We start from the raw sequence: 18,466 nt of genomic DNA, 5'->3' as shown, positions 1-18,466 counted from the left end.
CCTCATATTTAGAATTTACTTGCAGCACCCCTAATGGGCAGTTAATTTACTCAGAAATATTAATTGAACGTTCAACTTGAGAATTAGCTAATGTCGGAGCAGTAAACAAGCTGGAATACAGACTTGATGGTTGTTGATGAGCGACAACTGGCAGAACTTGGCGCGCATGAGCTGCTAGTTCTACTGTCTTCACATCATATGTCTGCGTTGCTAACTTAGGATAGAAGCCGATACCGATAATAGGAACTATCAAGCAAGCAGTGATAAACAATTCGCGTGGTTTCACATCAGTTACTACAGCATCTAAATGCAACTCCTCACTTTGCTTGCCGTAGAATACTTGGCGGAGCATCGACAGTAAGTAAATCGGTGTCAAAATCACGCCTACCGCTGATAGCAGCACGACTACAAATTTGAAGCTAGAACTGTAAACATCACTGGTAGCCAAACCAAGGAACACCATCAACTCCCCAGCAAAGCCACTCATCCCCGGTAAAGCGAGAGAGGCCATTGAACCGATGGTAAACAGTGCGAAGGTTCTGGGCATTACTTTTGCTATCCCACCCATTTTGTCCATCGCCAAGGTGTGGGTGCGTTCGTAAGTCACGCCAGATAGGAAGAACAAGCTAGCAGCAATTAAACCGTGAGAAACCATTTGTAGCACAGCGCCGCTGATGCCAATTTCTGTAAAGGAAGCGATACCAATCAACACAAACCCCATATGGGCAATTGAAGAGTAAGCCAAACGGCGTTTGAGGTTGGTTTGAGCGAAGGCACAGCAAGCACCGTAGACAATGTTAACTACACCCAAGATTGCCAACACTGGAGCAAATGTTACATGGGCATTGGGCAACATTTCGACGTTGAAGCGGATTAAAGCATAGCCACCCATTTTCAGCAACACACCAGCCAAAATCATCGAACCGGGTGCAGATGCTTCACCGTGGGCATCAGGTAGCCAAGTGTGGAGAGGGAAAATTGGCAGCTTGACACCGAAGGCAATTAAGAAACCAGCGTAAACTAACAGTTCAAAAACTTTGGGATATTCTTTCATTCCCAGAGATGCCATGTTGAAGGTGACGGTATCTCCGGAGAATGCCATTGCAAACCCAGCAATCAAAATAAATATTGATGCAGCGGCTGTGTAAATGATGAACTTGGTGGCTGCATAGCGGCGATTTGGTCCACCCCAGATGGAAATTAGCAAGTACACAGGGACTAACTCAATTTCCCACATCAGGAAGAACAAGAGTAAATCCTGAGCGACAAACACGCCTAACTGGGCGCTGAACATCACTAACATCAAGGCATAAAATAAACGCGGCTTGGTGGTAACTTTCCAAGCCGCGAATATTGCGAGGGTGTTAATTAAGCCGGTTAGTAACACTAGGGGCATTGACAAACCGTCAACTGCTACTGACCAATTCCAACCTAACTGCGGTACCCAAGGATAGTTTTCTACTAGTTGGAGTGTAGAGGTTTGGAAGTCGTAGTGTTGCCAGAAGGCGTAAATCATTAAGCCAAAGTCGGCTAGGGCTACTCCCAGACCATACCAGCGGACAGTTTTACCTTCTTTATCTGGGATGAGGGGGATGGCTAAGGATGCCACCAGGGGTAAGAGGATTATGGCTGTTAGCCAGGGAAATTCCATAGCATTCATTACTTCTGACAATAGATTTTTGGTTTCGCTTTTAATTACATTATATTAAGGAATTCTTACTTTTGTAAACTTTCTTTGCCTCCTAAATCTGAAATTTTGAGTATTCATGAGAATAAATACTTACTAAGTTCTGCCGTCTACCATCCTAATTGTAAAGTTTTGCAACGTCAACCAGAAATTGTGACTCACATCACTATTACAAGATATTGTTTTGGCGATCGCTACTTAACAGCCACCTTGCAATAATGATTATCATTTTAATAAAGTTCCATTCGCCGCAGTGAAAATCACTCTTGCAAAGGTGTTGCTAGACGATATTCACCAAGCATTGTTATGTGTCGCTATTTTCAACTTTGAGTTGCTGGGATGTGGTGACAGCAAAATGTAAGCGTCACAATAGAAGACACATACTTTCGAGAAACTGGGTATTGGCTATGAGGATACAGGGCTAGGAAAATTGAGGACTATGCCCCATGCCCCATGCCCCATGTCCTAAAATTAAGGAGTTTATTATCAGTGGTTTTACAAGTACAAAGCAGCACATACGAAGCTAAAACTCAAGAAATTGCTAGAAAAATTCTCTCAGCAACTCAGGAGAATCGCTCGTTTTTGGCTTCCCTGCGCGATCAAATGCGCTGGGATGATAAATTACTTGCCTGGGCAATGAGCAATCCTGGATTGCGGGTGCAATTATTTCGTTTTATCGACACTTTGCCTGCTTTACGTAGTAAATCAGAAATTGCTGCACATTTGCAAGAATATTTAGGAGATGAATCTGTAGAGTTACCCGCAGCCCTCAAGGGGATGCTGAATTTTGCTAACCCCGATTCTGTGCCAGGACAAGTTGCGGCGACAACTGTAAATACAGCCGTTGAAACTCTGGCTTATAAGTATATTTCTGGGGAAAATATTAAACAAGTCATCAAAACCGTCGAACGACTGCGTAAAGACAAAATGGCTTTCACCATCGACTTACTAGGTGAAGCGGTAATTACAGAAGCAGAAGCGCAGTCTTATTTGGAACGCTACCTGGAATTGATGCAACAATTGGTGGAAGCGTCAAAAAATTGGACAACAATTCCGGCTATTGATGTCGCAGATGGCGAACAGCTACCAAAAGTCCAGGTTTCTGTGAAGTTAACGGCGTTTTATTCGCAATTTGACCCGTTAGATGCTCAGGGTAGTGAGGAGAAAGTGAGCGATCGCATTCGCACTCTTTTAAGACGTGCCCAAGAGTTAGGCGCGGCTGTCCATTTTGATATGGAACAGTACGCTTACAAAGATATCACTTTCAGCATCCTCAAAAAGCTGTTACTGGAAGAAGAGTTTAGGCAACGGACAGATATTGGTGTTACCATCCAGGCATATCTGCGTGATAGCGAACAAGATGCTAAAGACTTGATTACTTGGCTGAAACAGCGCGGTTATCCTTTAACCATCCGGTTGGTGAAAGGCGCATATTGGGATCAAGAAACTATCAAAGCAGCGCAGAAGCATTGGCCACAACCAGTTTATAACGATAAGGTTGCCAGTGATGCCAACTTTGAAACGATTACTCAATTGTTGTTAGAAAATCACCAATATGTGTATGCTGCTATTGGTAGTCATAACGTGCGATCGCAATCACGGGCTATAGCGATCGCTGAAAGCTTGAATGTCCCCCGCCGCCGTTTTGAAATGCAGGTGTTATATGGCATGGGTGATAAGCTGGCTAAGGCTTTGGTTGATCAGGGTTATCGGGTAAGGGTGTATTGTCCTTATGGTGAATTGTTGCCGGGGATGGCTTATCTAATTCGGCGGTTGTTGGAAAATACGGCTAATAGTTCTTTCTTGCGGCAAAATTTGGAGAATCGGCCGGTTGAGGAACTTTTGGCGGCGCCGATTATCCAAGAGTCTCACGCAGAGACGCAGAGGCGCAAAGAAGAGGGTGCAGGTTTTGCGGGTGTGGCAGATACTGATTATGCTGAGGAGGAGGCAAGACAAAAGGCGGCGCAGGCTTTTCAAAAAGTCCGTCGGGAGTTGGGTAAGACATATCTACCGTTAATTAATGGGGAGTATGTTAATACTTCTGAGGTAATTGATTCTCTCAATCCCTCGAATTTTAGTGAGGTGATTGGGAAGGTGGGGTTGATTAGCGTGGAACAGGCTGAACAGGCGATGGTTGCTGCTAAGGCGGCGTTTCCTGGTTGGCGGAAGACTCCAGCTAAACAACGCGCTGATATTCTCAGGAAGGCGGCTGATTTGATGGAACAACGCCGCGCTGAACTTTCGGCTTGGATTGTTTTGGAGGTGGGGAAGCCTGTTAAGGAAGCGGATGGGGAGGTTTCTGAGGCGATCGATTTTTGTCTCTACTACGCTGCGGAAATGGAACGGTTGGATAAAGGTGTAATTTATGACGTTTCGGGGGAAACGAATCGTTATATTTACCAGCCGCGAGGAATTGCTGTGGTGATTTCTCCTTGGAATTTCCCGCTGGCGATCGCCTGTGGTATGACTGTTGCAGCTTTGGTTGCAGGAAATTGTACTTTGCTTAAACCTGCGGAAACATCTTCTGTAATTACTGCCAAACTCACAGAAATCTTGATCGAAGCTGGTATCCCTAAAGGTGTATTTCAATACGTCCCTGGTAAGGGTTCCCAAGTCGGTGCTTACTTGGTAAGTCATCCTGACACCCATGTGATTGCTTTTACTGGTTCTCAGGAAGTAGGATGTCGAATTTACGCCGAAGCAGCAACGCTGAAACCCAACCAAAGGCATCTGAAACGGGTGATTGCGGAAATGGGCGGCAAGAATGGGATTATTGTTGATGAAAGTGCTGATTTAGATCAAGCCGTGATTGGGGTGGTGCAATCGGCTTTTGGTTATAGCGGACAAAAATGTTCAGCTTGTTCCAGAGTAATTGTCCTGGAACCAATTTATGACACCTTTGTCAAGCGATTGGTGGAAGCAACAAAATCGCTGAATATTGGCGAGACAGAGTTACCCAGTACTCAAGTCGGCCCGGTGATTGATGCTAATGCACGCTCGCGCATTCTTGAGTATATTGAGAAAGGCAAGGCAGAATCACAACTAGCGCTAGAGTTACCAGCACCACCACAAGGTTATTTTGTTGGGCCAGTCATCTTTAGTGAAGTGCCACCCAATGGGATAATTGCCCAACAAGAGATTTTTGGCCCTGTCTTAGCAGTCATTCGAGTCAAGAACTTCCAAGAAGCCTTAGAAGTCGCCAACGGTACGAACTACGCTTTAACCGGGGGACTTTATTCTCGTACACCTTCCCACATTCAACAGGCGCAGACAGATTTTGCAGTCGGCAATCTATACATTAACCGCAATATTACCGGAGCGATCGTCGGAAGACAACCCTTTGGTGGCTTCAATCTTTCTGGTGTAGGTTCCAAAGCCGGAGGCCCTGATTACCTCTTGCAATTCCTCGAACCCCGCACAGTCACAGAAAACATCCAGCGCCAAGGTTTCGCGCCAATCGAAGGAGTAGATTAACCCGTAGGGTGCGTTATCACGAAGCTTAACGCACCGTCAACAATTCAAGGTGCGTTGCTTGGCGACAACGCACCCTTGTATATTCAAAGTGCGATCGCCCTACCCTTAGGGAAGACAGGTACTCTGTGCGATCACCCTAATTAATCTTTGCTCAAAAGTGCTGTAGCTACGCCCGTCATAGATATCGCCTTCCACATTTCCCCTGAATGTCTACGCATTTCTCATAAACGCGAACACGTTTGCAACAAACGGGAAAACAAAACTAACAAACGCCTTCACTTTTTCAACATCCGTTTATACATTTGCAACGAACGCTTAAACGGAACTTATGAATGGGTACACGTTTTCAACATCCGTTTATGCATTAGCGACAAACGCTTAAACAGAACTTATGAATGGGTTCACAGAAGCAACAAACGTGAAGACAGAAGTAACAAACGCCAAAGCGATCGGTATAAACGTGCAAACAAAACCCAAACTCCCCTCCTCCTCCGCGCCTCTGCATGAGAAAAAAATCAACACACCGTAGCTGGGGATAAGGGGCAATGGGGATTGGGGATTAGGGATTGGGACAAGAAGAATGACATAATGATAAATGACCAATGACAAATAACAAATAATAAATGACAAACTAAAAATTCCAATCACGGCGGAAATGGAAAAAGCCTTCGATAAATTCTTGCCAAGCAACATTGTTATTTAATTTTTGCTGGCTCCATTCTTTGGCAACTTTTTCTATAATTTCTGCAAAAGCGGGATATACAGGAGATAAATTGGCTAAATGCTTAATTTTTATCTTTTGAGACATTGCCAAAGCAATTAAATTAATTAGTTCTCCGGCTTGGGCACCCAATATCTCAGCACCTAAAATTTCCCCATTCCGGAGGGTAATGAATTTACAGATACCTGTAGTTTGTCCTTGAATTTGGGATGCTGTAACTGTCTTAAAATAATGCTGTAAAACTAAAACTTCATTTTGAAATCGGCGTTTTGCTTGTGCTTCTGTTAAGCCTACTCGCGCTAAAGTTGGATGAGTAAATATGGCTGAAGGAATACACTGATAATTAACAGTAAGTCTGGGGTAAAATAGTGCATTTTTTAAGGCAATTCTGGCTTCGTAATTGGCGACATTAGCAAAGTCATAGCCACCAATGACATCACCACAAGCATAGATACGCTGGTTAGTTGTTTGCAGTTTATTATTAACTACTAGGCGATGGTGATGCCATTTCACACCTACGGCTGCCAAATTGAGGGATTCAATATTTGGTTGCTGTCCAGTCGCTACGACAATTTCGTCAGTTTCAATTGCTTTATCTCCTGCTTGAATCCACTTTTTATCATCGATTCGCATCACCTGAGTTACTGGTGTTTGGGTGAGGATACGTACACCATCAGCTTCTAATTGGGCTTGCAGGAGTTGAGCGATCGCTGGATCAACAAATGGCAAAATATATGGATGTGTAACTACTAGCGTCACATTGCAACCCAACCGCGCTAGAGTTTGAGCTACTTCAATGCTTTGGGGAACACCGCCGATAATTACCCAATTTTGGGGTATCTTTGGGACCAGGGAACCCAATGACTGCCAAATATTAGCTAGAGTCAAGTAACCAGTGGCTGACAACCCATCAATCTCTGGAATCGCGGGACGTGAACCACTGGCTAGCAAATAAGTCCGGGCGCGTAGCAGGCGGTCATTTACTGCAAATGCTAAATGGGGAGAAGATTGAAATTCACCATTCCCGAAAATGACATCAACGCCTTGGGCGGCGAGGATGGCGACAGAATTCTGTTCTTCGAGATTCGAGACGACTCCTTGAGCATATAGCATCACCTCTTGCCAATCCACGGCTATTGGCGATTTGTTGGGGATATCAACTTGTGAAGAATGAATCCCAATCCCAACAGAGTCATCCAACCGTTGCGCGAGTTTGCCAATATCGCTAATCACATGATGATAAAGAAACTCATAGTTGACGTTGAGTTCCACTAAAGCAACTTTCGCAAGTAGTTGGGTAGCAGTCAGGGCTGCATAGCGTCCCACAGAACTACCACCAATAATCACGACATCGTAGTCATTTGTCATTTGTCATTTGTCATTTGTCATTTGTCATTTGTCATTTGTCATCCCTTCGGCTTCGCTCAGGGCAAGTGGGCATTGGGCATTGGAAACGAGGAATTTTACTTCCTTATCTCCCTGCCCCCTGCCCCTACTCACCCGCTTGAAGCTAGCGCTGTGAGCAGGCGTTGGTTATCGGACTCAGACTTGACAGCAACCCGGAAAAAGCGATCGCCTAGTTCTTTAAAGCTAAGGCAATCGCGGATTAAAATTTGGTGCTGTTTGAGCAATTTTTGCTGCAACTGTGTTGGAGAATGTTGTGACTTCACCAGTAAAAAGTTAGCGGCGCTTGTTGCTGGTTGCAATCCTGGGATAGTGGCTAAACCCTGAAAGAGTTGGTTTCGTGCAGGTGGTAGCCATAACCAGGTTTGCTGTTGAAACTCCCTATCCTCAATTGCCGCAATTGCAGCTGCAGCCGCCAGCGTGTTTACCGGCCAGGGGTCGCGCCACAATTGCCATTGAGATAAACGGTCGGGGTGAGCGATCGCATATCCCAGTCTTAGCCCAGGCAGACTGTAAAATTTTGTCAGCGATCGCAACACTACTAAATTCGCATGTTCCTGTACAAGCGAAATTAGACTTTGTTCCTCATCAGGAGGCAAAAAATCCATAAACGCCTCATCCACCACCACCAAAGCAAACTGCTCTAGGTAAGGCAGAATTGATTCCCGCGAAAAAAGCTTTCCTGTTGGATTATGAGGATTATTGAGTAACAGTCCTTTGTCCTTCGTCATTTGTCCTTCGTTAGGGACAAGTGACAAATGACTAATGACTGATGACAAATAACTATGATCCGTCAAATCAACAGGAAACTCCAGTACTTTAGCTTTGTACGCCATCAGGGTTCGGTAGTAGTCGCCAAAGGCTGGAGTTATTAACGTTGTTGCGGCTAACTGTGATAGCTCCCTACCGGCTAAGGTAAGTAATTCTGCAGAGCCGTTACCCGGCAGAATCCACTCAGGCGGTAATTGATGGAAATGACTCAGAGCAAGTCTCAGTTCGCTATACTCTGGGTCTGGATAGTGCCTAAGATTACCAAATTGGGACACAATAGCAGCGATCGCGCTATTTGGTGGCCCCAACGGGCTAATACTGGCAGAAAAATCCACAATAGCATCAGGGGGACAGCCAGCTAGTGCTGCTGCCCAAGCTAAATTTCCCCCGTGTGCAGGTTGCCGCATCAAATAAAGGTTCCCTAAATCAAAACCTAGGCTTTCTCGCCTTTTGGGGGTGCTACCCGTTCTCTAAACAGCTTCCCAGCGGAGAATGCTGGCACCTTGGTGGCGGGAATTTCCATCTTTTCATTGGTTTTGGGGTTACGACCTTCACGAGCTTTACGTTCCCGTGATTCAAAGGAGCCAAATCCAACCAGCGTTACTTTATCGCCAGAAGACACAGCCTCGATGATCGTTTCCAAAGCGGCACTTAAAACAGCATCCGCTTGCTTTTTAGTCACACTAGCTTTCTCAGCTACAGCATCAACCAATTCACCTTTGTTCATATCAAACTCCTTGAGGTTTACTTGAGATTCTCTACAGATGCACCCTGATGCATCTTTACTGAAATCTCTGTTGTGTAGATTACAAAAATCATCCTTTGGGAGCATTTCTACTAGAAACGGCTGCAAATCCCATCGGCTCGACTTTTCAAAGAATCATTCTAAGGTGTTCAAGCCAGAAGTGGATAGATGAAACCATTAATTTATATAGATTTCAGGATTTTTTGTGTTTTTAGGGTGGTTGTTGCACTAAAAACCCCCTTTTTAGTAGGAAAAAATACCTAGTAGGGGCGGGGTATCCCCGCCCACCTCCTCGCCCATCCCCCCAGCCGTAAAAAGAGAGATAGGATAAAAATTTTTGGTGTTCAGAGCGATCGCTAATTTCTATGATGGCTGTAAACAACGATCGCACTCTACACACGAAATATTTATGTCTATCTCTCCCCCAATTCTGTGTAATTTACCCCGTGTCACCATCATCGGTGCGGGTAGAGTTGGTAGTACCCTAGCCCAGCGCATTGCTGAGAAAAACTTGGCAGATGTGGTGTTGCTAGATATTATTGCCGGAATGCCTCAAGGATTAGCGCTGGATTTGATGGAGGCTAGAGGACTCGAATTACATAATCGCCAGATTATCGGCACAAATAACTATGCTGATACATCTGGTTCTCAAATTGTCGTGATTACCGCCGGACTTCCCCGCAGACCAGGGATGAGTCGGGATGACTTGCTGAAAACCAATGCCAAAATTGTGGTAGAGGCAGCCAAAAATGCGATCGCCCACTCCCCCAATGCCATTTTCATTGTCGTCACCAATCCCTTAGATGTGATGACTTATTTAGCTTGGCAAGTAACCGAACTACCACGCAGTCGCATTATGGGTATGGCTGGCGTGTTAGACTCCGCCCGCCTGGAAGCATTTATTGCCCTAGAACTAGGAGTTTTACCCGCCGATGTCAAAGCGATGGTTTTGGGCAGCCACGGCGATTTAATGGTTCCCTTGCCCCGTTGCGCCACAGTGAACGGCGTTCCTGTTACAGAACTGTTGGATGCAGCCACAATTGAACGCTTGGCACAAAGAACCCGTAACGGTGGCGCAGAAATTGTGGAATTGATGCAAACTGGTGGTGCTTTTTTTGCTCCCGCCTCTGCGACTAGCGTGATGGTGGAATCGATATTACTAAATCAGTCACGGTTGTTACCAGTAGCCGCCTATCTTCAAGGCGAATACGGTTTAACGGATCTGGTCATTGGCGTTCCCTGTCGTTTAGGATGCGGTGGGATTGAGAGTATCTTAGAATTGCATCTCAGCGATGAAGAAACAGCAGCACTAAGAATTTCAGCGGCATCTGTACGTCAAAATATTGACCGGGCAGAGGAAATTCTAGGGGCTGATAAATAAAAAATCGTTAAGCTCATCCCACACCTAATACCAATTCACGAAAACGCTGATACAGACAGATTTCTCGTAGTAGCACGGCAATGACCATTGGTGTCAGCTTAAGCTCAAATGCTTATCCCACAAGCGTTTTACCCCACCCCCAACCCCTCCCCTTGCCAAGGGGAGGGGAGGTTTTGCGTCAGCAAAGCCGGGGTGGGGTGACGCGGATCTTGATGGTAGGTAATTTAATTCAAAATCACCTCCTGATAAGGATTTCATGTTAAGTTGACACGAATGGGCAATGCCGTACTCTTACCAACGCATCTGTATCATTACTAAGGTAAAATAGTATAAAAAAATGCTGTTAGCAAATCAGGGATAAGCGAGAAAACGGTAATTTTGCTCTTATCTGACATCTTGCACCAGTGGCAAGAACGCATTTTTTGTAGGGTGGGCAGTGCCCACCTTCGCCTGAAACACTATGTTTTCGTAGGGTTAGCGATGCCCATCCTACGATTATTGAAAATAGTGCAAAATCTCAGTTATGCGAGACCCCCGACTTCTACCCTACGGGTGTATACAAGAAGTCAGGGATCTGAACATCACGAATCTCTCAAAACTTTTGGGACAGAACACTAGAAGCAACAAAAATAAAATGAGTTGGGGTCTAAATCCCTAACTCATTCGATTACGAATTATCTACCACCGATTAGTTTAACGGCGGTTCTCCTGGTCTGCGGGGTCGCCGTAGGGGTCTTCACTAGCTGGGCGGACATTGCCGTAGCCCTGGTCTGCGGGGTCGCCATAAGGGTCTTCACTAGCTGGGCGGACATTACCGTAGCCCTGGTCTGCAGGGTCGCCGTAGGGGTCTTCACTAGCTGGGCGGACATTGCCGTAGCCCTGGTCTGCAGGGTCGCCGTAGGGGTCTTCACTAGCTGGGCGGACATTGCGATCGCGGTATTCAGCATCTCGATCAACTTGATCGTTATTTTGCCCTAAGAAGAAGTCTTTCGCCTTTCGCAAAAAGTCATCTACCATGATTTTTACCCTTAAATTTTGTGTGTATTACGTGCTTCGTAAGCGTTATCCTTCAGAAACTTTGCATCTACACACGCTTTGCTGAACTAAAGTGCTGGCGCTGGACTGGAAGTTAAGCCAGTGAGATCCCGACCCGTGTTTTGCCTGTTATAGCCTTGGAATTCTCGATACTTTTGCGCCTCAGATTCAGGTACTCGAATACCTTCTGATGGTGGAGTTACCCAATGGGCACGATTTTCAGCATCACGGTAGTATACACGCCCGTTTTTAGAAAGGTAATACTTACCCTGCGCTCCTTCTTTGGGAGCATTCTTATGCTGGTTGTAGAGATAATAAAGCGCCGCCGCACCAGCCAAAATAGCCACTTTTTGTCCTGTACCTAATCCTTTCTTCGCTTGGGGTTGATTTGTGCGATCGCTTACTGTTCTACCAATAGAATCGTCAACAGGTGGTTGCGTAGCATTTTTGGAACCACCACCGCAGCTAGACAGCAACGGCACCATTAGCAATGCCGAAAGCAGCACCGCCAATAAACGCGAAACAATTTTACGCTCTCCGTATGTTGTGTTCATCGTATTTCGTTATCACTCTGCGTTTACTAGAAGCCGTGCTGCTGCAAATATTGAGAAAGAACTTTTGCTGCTCATTTACAACAGCAAGAACGGCGTTTCACTGTTAGCTATCATGAGCCAATTTTTCAGGCATTCCATCCTGCCTTTGAGGTAAAGCTCATTCATCCTTAAGAAATATGTTTTGCATGAGGTTGTATGAGTGCGATCGCTATTCTTTCCTGTTGAGGATGTAGTGGCAATTTCCCGGAAATTCTTTCAGTGATTTTACGCAACTTTATAAGTATTTATGAAAACTATACTAGTTCTGAATGTAGACAATTAGTTGTATGGCATCCAAAAAAACTGGTTTACAAGGTAGCGAATCTCAAGCCAAAACTCTTATCCTGCTAGCTTTGTGGGATTTAGGCGGCGCAAAAACAGAAGTTAAAAAAAGTGACCTCACAAAGCGAGTTACACGGACTAAAGAGAAAGTAGGGGATTATCAAAGTATTTTTGAAGACTTACAACAAACTGGAGCGATCGCAGTTGCAACAAAAAACAGGGTAGCAAATATTTCCCTCACTGATCAGGGATTGCAAATCCTCCATGAAGGATTGAAAAGCCATGATTTTGAGTTTGATGGACATCAGGTTGGAAGCAGAGTTGCTAATGCGTTAGTGAAATGGATTCGTCAGATAGATAGTCTAGCTATTCCTCAAGCTACTCCAGAGACGAAAGCCAATCAGAGTGCTAAAGGCGCGAATATCGCTTTTTATGACGAGTTTAAATCAGTAGTTTTAGAAGTCTACGACAAGTTGAACTATGAATACAACTTTAATAATTTAGTACCAATTTATCGGATTAGGAGAGCAATAGGCGATCGTGTGAGTCGGACACAGTTTAATGATTGGTTATTGGAAACACAAGCCGACGACACGCTGCAACTACAAGGCGGGACTGTAGAAGATAATGCACGCGACAAAATAGAAGATTCCATTACTACACAACTTAATGGATTACGTTGTTATGCCAAGCGCCTGAAAGCTTAAAATTTGTTCACCTTTTTAATCATTAACCTCACACGATTATGACCAGTAATACATCTATCATTGATGAGCTTATTAAACAACAAAACCCATTTGCGGGACATCTTATTGTTAAACCACAGCAAATATGGGGCAAAAGTTTTCCTGATGTACCATCAATAAATGCTCATGCTTCTAATGCCGTATTTGATGCCATTGAAAAAATTCGTCAAGGGCAACGTACAACACTAGGCATCACTATTACAGCCGAAAAAGGACTAGGTAAAAGCCATATTATTAGTCGTATTCGCCATCGCTTACAGGCAGAAAATGACAGTTTATTTATCTACATGAGTAAATATGACAACTTAAATCAAATTAAGTATGAATTTTTGCAAAGTGTTACCTCCAGCCTTAGAGCATTTGGTAGTCAAAAAGTGATGCAGTGGCAAGAAATAGCTGCTGCTTTAATTAACGAGACGAAACAATGGAATTATACACCACAACAGTATATTAATAATCTCTACCCAAGTTGGTTAAACAAACACTCAACTAAATTCGTCGGACTCCTAGCAAAACTTGTTCATACAATAAAACCTGAAATTAGTGAACCTTATATAATTCAAGCAATCTTGTGGACACTTTCTCCCATTCATGTCAACTATGCAAATCGTTGGTTATCTGGTTTAGAAATCACACCACAAGAAGCTGAAGTAATGGGTCTACCAAATATTAAAAAAGATGATAGAGAGAATGAATCCTTACGTAATGTTCGCCAAATCATAGATATTATTAGCCACTATAAAGTCCCTGTAGTTTGCTTTGATGAATTAGATAATGCAGACATGGCAGACAATGGTTTGACAACAGCACAGGTTATTGCCAGTCTAGTTAAGGACTTATATAACAATCTCAATAAAGGCGTTTTCCTTCTGGCTATGTATCCTGAGACTTGGAATGATCAGATTAGATTTTTACCACAAGCTGAAGCAGCTATTGATAGATTAGTCAGTGAAAAAGCTGATAGGGAACCAATTAATCTAAATTATCTAAATTCTGATGATGTTGTTACTCTTGTTCAAAGGTGGCTACAAAACTTTTATCAAGAAAATCAACAAACTCCGCCTTATCTCCTTTATCCATTCCCAGAAAATCAGCTTAGGCAACTTGGCAAAGAAAAACCTACTATTAGGTCAGTTTTAAAATGGTGTGCAGAGAATTTTGTAACTCAGGGGAATAATATTGATAATCTGCCAAAAACAGAAACAAGTACTAAAACTGCACATACATCTGCAACAATCCATCCAGTTAAACCATACTTTGAGAATGAACTAGCAAATGTTGAGGCTTCTATTGATTCATTAATGGAAGAAGAAGCAACAATTACTGATGCTCTTGTGCTGGCTTTCAATAGGCTAATAGGTGAAACTGTAGAAGGAATAACAATCGAATCAATTGAAGAAGTAGAGCCTAGTGCAGCAAATGGTGGTTTTATAGATTTCAAAATTATTGGTAATAAGAAAAAAGTGAGGATTGGCGTAGATGTAGTTCAGCAAGACTACACTGTTATAGGTGCTGCGTTGAGGAGACTAATTGATTATAAAACTTTTAAATTAACTCGTGGTTGCTTGGTACGTTCAAAGCAAATTAGTTCAAATGCAAAGTCGGCTAGAGAATATTTAAGAATACTCTTGAAAGAAAAGGGTGGAGAATGGGTAGGCTTACAAAGCCAAGATATTAAGCCTCTGTTAGCGATATTATTCGTTTACTATAACTGTGAAAGCTACGAACTGACAGAAGAACAGATATTTGATTTTATTGAGCAGAAAAAACTGGCAATCAACAATCCTTTAATTCGAGAAATTCTCAGCGATCCTTCTGGTCAAGAGCCTACTAATTTAACAGATGATGGATTACCTATTAGTATTCCTCAAACTGTTGCTACTGCAGATTTTATCGAACTAAATTTATAGGATTTATACTTGAATATTGAAATACACGTAGGGTGGGCAGTGCCCACCCTACAAATACTAAACCTATAGCTAACAAAAAATGAATCAGCTGTTCTCAATTCCAACAGCACTGTGTCTACCCACCTCTGATATTGAAGCCTTAATACAGGGGCGAACAATTGCAGCTTTACCCAAGATGTTTATTCGTCCTGGACAGCGATTTGCACTTTATTCTGCGGACTCTCCAGTTGCAATTAAAGCTTGGGCGAGATGTGAACTTTGCCAAATTTTAGACGAGACTAAGCGATTAGATATTCTGTCTAAATTAACAATCTGGACACCACAATCGCTAAAAGAGATAATACGACAACAGCAGCATCTTTTTCTGGCTTACTTGCGCGTTTATAAATTACCTCAGATGCAAGCAGTTTCAGTCAATACCAATATTCAAGAAAAAATAGGAAAATTTGTTAGTTTACCTAATTCCTTGAATGTTTCTGAATCATTGCCAATATTAACAGATGCTATCTTCGCTCAACGCAAACGCCAGTTAGAAAATCTAGAACCGCCACTGCATCCGGAATTGGAAGAATTGCAGAGTGCTTTAGTCTCCCTCAACATCGCCAACCCAGCCGCTAAAGAATTAGATGACGATATCAAAGCCTTTTTAGGTTGGAGTAGTGACAAATCGATTAAACCGCTTGATCCAGATTTAACTTGGATAAATGATATTGCAAAATTGGGCGATCGCAGCATAGAACTAGAAGAGAAAAAAAGTAACTATCAAGCAGGTACAGATTTTGAAAATATTGCACGTCAAAGCCTAGAATTTTTAGGATTCAAGGTTGAGAATGCTTATAAAGGTGGTGCTGGAGGCTTAGATTTATTTTGTTCAAAACCTTACCCTATTGTTTGCGAGTGTAAAGCGGGTAGGCTAATTCCTAGCGGTACAGTTGAGGAATTGATTAAACTAGGCGGAATGCATTTAGGTGCTGATCAATTTCTTGATTCAGCAAAATTAGTAATTGGGCCAGGTAATCCATCTGCGGATATACTAAAAGCCGCACAAAAATGGAAAGTAAGTATTATTAATGCTATGACTTTACAAAAGCTAGTTGAACTCAAAGCTAAATATCCAGGTGCTATTAATTTAGTCGAATTACAGAAATATTTAGAACCTGGGCAAATTGACTATAAGATTGATGAATATATTGATAAAGCTGAGAGAGAAATTAATTTGCGATCGCAGATTATTAAAGCAGTCAAAGAACTATCGGAACAAGATAGCGTAAATTCAGCGGCTAAACACCAGAGTTTAACAGTTACGGAAATTCGCGTTCATTACAACGCTACTAATAAATCAAGGCTAACTGACGAAATAGTTCAAGATTTACTGATAGAACTATCATCACCCTTAACAGGCTATCTGGGGCGAGAAAAGGGGGATAATTGGAGGAGCGATCGCTTTTACTTTTTACGTGATTTAGTAATAAACCCGAAATAAGCAAAGGGATAATTTTCAGAGTCTCGCTCTCCGCAATTTTTCACGCAATTGTTCCACTACAATTTCCCCATCTATACCTTCTCCTCTATCTAATTGCTCAATAGCAATCTCAACTTTTTCCCGTGTTTCTTCTACCCATTGCTGATAACCTTTTTCCCACTCTAAAAGCAGTTTTAGTGCTTTACTAATAACCTCTTCGGGATTCGCATACCTACCCGTAGCAATTTGTTCTTGGATAATTCGCTCTAATTCGGGTTTAATTTGGATATTCATATTCAAAAAAAAGCTCTCCCCTACTACAAAAAAAACCTGCATCATATCGTACCAGTAGACCCGGTTTCATTTAAACAAAACATGCAATGTACTGCATTGGGGTGTTTCTCCCGTGCTTTATGGCTAGCTACTTCTATATTTTCATCAATAAAGTAATCACCGCTCTCCGGCTCTACCGCAATATACCAGCTGTAGTGTTGCTCGACATATTGGGGACGCAAGCGCTCAAAAATTGCGCGACAACGTCGATGAAATTGCTCTCGTTCAGCTTTGCGTCTAGCCAGTTCTGCTGGTGATAAAGTCCGTTCGGGAAAGATGCGTCCTCGGTGTGGGGGTTGTTTTGGTGTTAATTGCGGCATCATCTCTACCTCAACTAGCGATCAATTGGCTTAATCCAATTTTACGGTAGTGTAAAGGCGATCGCTTTACAGCCTCTCCACCCTTTCGCACTTCATTAAAAAAATAGTCTACTCATCCCAGCGTCAATAACCCAGCCTGATAATTAGCTACTAACGGCAAAATTTTCAGCCACTTTGAACCTAACAATATTTCTGTAATTTCGTCTCCTGCATAAACAGGAATTTGATACTCCTGTTCATCCAAAAGTATCTTACCTGAATAAGTAGAAAATTTAGTCTCTCCCTGTGCAGTTCGCAAACGTTCCTTACCGATGTAAATCCAATCAAGACTATCTAAGTCTTGTTTATTAATAGCTAAAAAGCCTGTAAAACCAGTATCTAACATAGCATCCACAGGCAGATTTAGCCCATCATTAGTAATCAAATCAAGTTCAAAAAACAGCTGCCCCTCACTACCAAAAATTCCCTGAATCATATTCTGCCAGTTGTTCCCGTCTCATTCAAGCAATATACAAAATGGTCTGTATTAGGGTATTTCTCAAGGACTTTTTTGTGAGCTTGCATTCTATCTGCATCAATGAAGTAATCACCACTATCCGGCTCCACGCCAACATACCAGCCATAGTGTTCTTGAATCAATTCGGGACGTACACGCTCAAAAATTGCCCAACAACGCTGATCAAATGCTTCATCTTCAGCTTTACGTCTAGCCAGTTCCTCTGGTGATAGAGTCCGTTCGGGAAAGATTCGTCCTCGGCGTGGGGGTTGTTTTGGTGTTAATTGCGTCATCATCTCCACCCTATCTAGCGATCGATTGGCTTGATCTAATTTTACGGTAATGTAAAGGCGATCGCCTCACAGCCTCTTCCCCTTTTCGCGCTTCGTTAAAAAAATAGTATACTCATCCCAGCCTCAATATCCCGTCCTGATAATTCACCACCAAAGGCAGAATTTTCAACCATTCTGAACCTATTAATACTTCTGTGATTTCTTCCCCTGCATAAATAGGAATTTCATACTCCTGTCCATCCAAAAGTACTTTACCTAAATAGCTATCAAACATAGTTTCCCCCTGTGCAGTTCGCAGAGGTTCATTTCCTATATAAACCCAGTCAAGTCCATCTAAATCTTGTTTATTAATTGCCATAAAACCTGTGAAGCCTGTATCTAACATCGCATCAACAGGCAGATTTAATCCATCAGATGTTAAAAAATCAAGTTCAAAAAATATTTGCCCTTTTTCACCAAAAATACCCTTAATCATATTCTGCCAGTTGTTCCCGTCTCATTTAGGCAAAATACACAATGTCTAGTATTTGGGTACTTTTCTAAGGCTTTTCTATGAGCTTGCATTTTATCTGCATCAATGAAGTAATTACCACTATCCGGCTCCACACCAACATACCAGCCATAGTGTTCTTGAATCAAATCGGGACGTACACGCTCAAAAATTGCCCAACAACGCAGATAAAATGCTTCATCTTCGGCTTTGCGGCTAGCCAGTTCCTCTGGCGATAAAGTCCGTTCGGGAAAGATTCGTCCTCGGCGTGGGGGTTGTTTTGGTGTTAATTGCGTCATCATCTCCACCCTATCTAGCGATCA

The 18,466-nt window shown here is 43.0% G+C and carries 18 protein-coding genes; 6 read left to right on the top strand and 12 right to left on the bottom strand.

Features of this window, described 5'->3' with window-relative positions; genetic code table 11:
• Positions 1-46 precede the first annotated feature (46 nt).
• Positions 47-1,660, bottom strand: coding sequence for an NAD(P)H-quinone oxidoreductase subunit 4 (locus tag CAL7507_RS10560; protein ID WP_015128460.1), 1,614 nt, complete (start codon positions 1,658-1,660; stop codon positions 47-49).
• Positions 1,661-1,735: 75 nt separating this feature from the next.
• On the opposite strand from CAL7507_RS10560, the gene CAL7507_RS32325 reads away from it, so the two are divergent.
• Both CAL7507_RS32325 and pruA read left to right on the top strand, forming a co-directional pair.
• On the top strand, positions 1,736-1,906 hold the full coding sequence (locus CAL7507_RS32325) for a hypothetical protein (RefSeq protein WP_160166328.1): 171 nt from the start codon (positions 1,736-1,738) through the stop codon (positions 1,904-1,906).
• Positions 1,907-2,176: 270 nt separating this feature from the next.
• Positions 2,177-5,161, top strand: a complete 2,985-nt coding sequence (pruA, locus tag CAL7507_RS10555; protein WP_015128459.1) for an L-glutamate gamma-semialdehyde dehydrogenase — start codon at positions 2,177-2,179, stop codon at positions 5,159-5,161.
• 631 nt (positions 5,162-5,792) lie between these two features.
• Here pruA and CAL7507_RS10550 read toward each other — a convergent pair.
• The 3 genes from CAL7507_RS10550 to CAL7507_RS10540 form a co-directional block, all read right to left on the bottom strand.
• Positions 5,793-7,250, bottom strand: coding sequence for an NAD(P)/FAD-dependent oxidoreductase (locus CAL7507_RS10550; protein WP_015128458.1), 1,458 nt, complete (start codon positions 7,248-7,250; stop codon positions 5,793-5,795).
• A gap of 128 nt (positions 7,251-7,378) precedes the next feature.
• Positions 7,379-8,464, bottom strand: a complete 1,086-nt coding sequence (gene cobD / locus CAL7507_RS10545; protein ID WP_015128457.1) for a threonine-phosphate decarboxylase CobD — start codon at positions 8,462-8,464, stop codon at positions 7,379-7,381.
• 26 nt (positions 8,465-8,490) lie between these two features.
• A complete protein-coding gene (locus CAL7507_RS10540) occupies positions 8,491-8,784 on the bottom strand; it encodes an HU family DNA-binding protein (protein ID WP_015128456.1) in 294 nt (97 codons plus the stop codon).
• Between the two features lie 427 nt (positions 8,785-9,211).
• Here CAL7507_RS10540 and mdh point away from each other — a divergent pair, with 427 nt between their 5' ends.
• Entirely contained in the window at positions 9,212-10,183 is a 972-nt protein-coding gene (gene mdh, locus CAL7507_RS10535) for a malate dehydrogenase (protein WP_015128455.1), read from the top strand.
• Positions 10,184-10,876: 693 nt separating this feature from the next.
• Here the strand turns inward: mdh and CAL7507_RS10530 are convergent.
• Together CAL7507_RS10530 and CAL7507_RS10525 are read right to left on the bottom strand one after the other, a co-directional pair.
• Positions 10,877-11,200, bottom strand: a complete 324-nt coding sequence (locus tag CAL7507_RS10530) for a hypothetical protein (RefSeq protein ID WP_015128454.1) — start codon at positions 11,198-11,200, stop codon at positions 10,877-10,879.
• An 86-nt stretch (positions 11,201-11,286) separates the two neighbouring features.
• A complete protein-coding gene (locus CAL7507_RS10525) occupies positions 11,287-11,772 on the bottom strand; it encodes a hypothetical protein (RefSeq protein ID WP_015128453.1) in 486 nt (161 codons plus the stop codon).
• A 326-nt stretch (positions 11,773-12,098) separates the two neighbouring features.
• Between CAL7507_RS10525 and CAL7507_RS10520 the strand changes: the two genes are divergently transcribed.
• From CAL7507_RS10520 to CAL7507_RS10510, 3 genes are all read left to right on the top strand, one after another.
• A complete protein-coding gene (locus CAL7507_RS10520) occupies positions 12,099-12,800 on the top strand; it encodes a hypothetical protein (RefSeq protein WP_015128452.1) in 702 nt (233 codons plus the stop codon).
• A gap of 38 nt (positions 12,801-12,838) precedes the next feature.
• Positions 12,839-14,749, top strand: a complete 1,911-nt coding sequence (locus CAL7507_RS10515) for a hypothetical protein (RefSeq protein ID WP_015128451.1) — start codon at positions 12,839-12,841, stop codon at positions 14,747-14,749.
• A 79-nt stretch (positions 14,750-14,828) separates the two neighbouring features.
• On the top strand, positions 14,829-16,232 hold the full coding sequence (locus CAL7507_RS10510) for a DUF1802 family protein (RefSeq protein WP_015128450.1): 1,404 nt from the start codon (positions 14,829-14,831) through the stop codon (positions 16,230-16,232).
• A 15-nt stretch (positions 16,233-16,247) separates the two neighbouring features.
• Here CAL7507_RS10510 and CAL7507_RS10505 read toward each other — a convergent pair whose 3' ends face one another.
• The 6 genes from CAL7507_RS10505 to CAL7507_RS10480 all read right to left on the bottom strand — a co-directional run bounded on the left by CAL7507_RS10505 (position 16,248) and on the right by CAL7507_RS10480 (position 18,442).
• Entirely contained in the window at positions 16,248-16,505 is a 258-nt protein-coding gene (locus CAL7507_RS10505; protein ID WP_042342044.1) for a type II toxin-antitoxin system ParD family antitoxin, read from the bottom strand.
• A 41-nt stretch (positions 16,506-16,546) separates the two neighbouring features.
• Positions 16,547-16,864: a hypothetical protein gene (locus CAL7507_RS10500; RefSeq protein WP_015128448.1), complete on the bottom strand. Its 318-nt coding sequence runs from the start codon at positions 16,862-16,864 to the stop codon at positions 16,547-16,549.
• Positions 16,865-16,976: 112 nt separating this feature from the next.
• On the bottom strand, positions 16,977-17,339 hold the full coding sequence (locus CAL7507_RS10495) for a hypothetical protein (RefSeq protein ID WP_015128447.1): 363 nt from the start codon (positions 17,337-17,339) through the stop codon (positions 16,977-16,979).
• Complete coding sequence (locus tag CAL7507_RS10490; RefSeq protein WP_015128446.1) at positions 17,336-17,653, bottom strand: hypothetical protein; 318 nt, start codon at positions 17,651-17,653, stop codon at positions 17,336-17,338. Before CAL7507_RS10490 ends, CAL7507_RS10495 begins: the two co-directional genes overlap by 4 nt.
• A gap of 112 nt (positions 17,654-17,765) precedes the next feature.
• Positions 17,766-18,128, bottom strand: a complete 363-nt coding sequence (locus CAL7507_RS10485; protein ID WP_015128445.1) for a hypothetical protein — start codon at positions 18,126-18,128, stop codon at positions 17,766-17,768.
• Complete coding sequence (locus tag CAL7507_RS10480; RefSeq protein ID WP_015128444.1) at positions 18,125-18,442, bottom strand: hypothetical protein; 318 nt, start codon at positions 18,440-18,442, stop codon at positions 18,125-18,127. The genes CAL7507_RS10485 and CAL7507_RS10480 overlap by 4 nt, the downstream gene beginning before the upstream one ends.
• Between the last annotated feature and the right edge of the window lie 24 nt (positions 18,443-18,466).

Origin of the sequence: Calothrix sp. PCC 7507 (assembly GCF_000316575.1) — a bacterium.
Lineage (GTDB): Bacteria > Cyanobacteriota > Cyanobacteriia > Cyanobacteriales > Nostocaceae > Fortiea.
The sequence above is the reverse complement of the archived record's forward strand: the minus strand, read 5'-3'. Positions and strand labels throughout refer to the sequence as shown.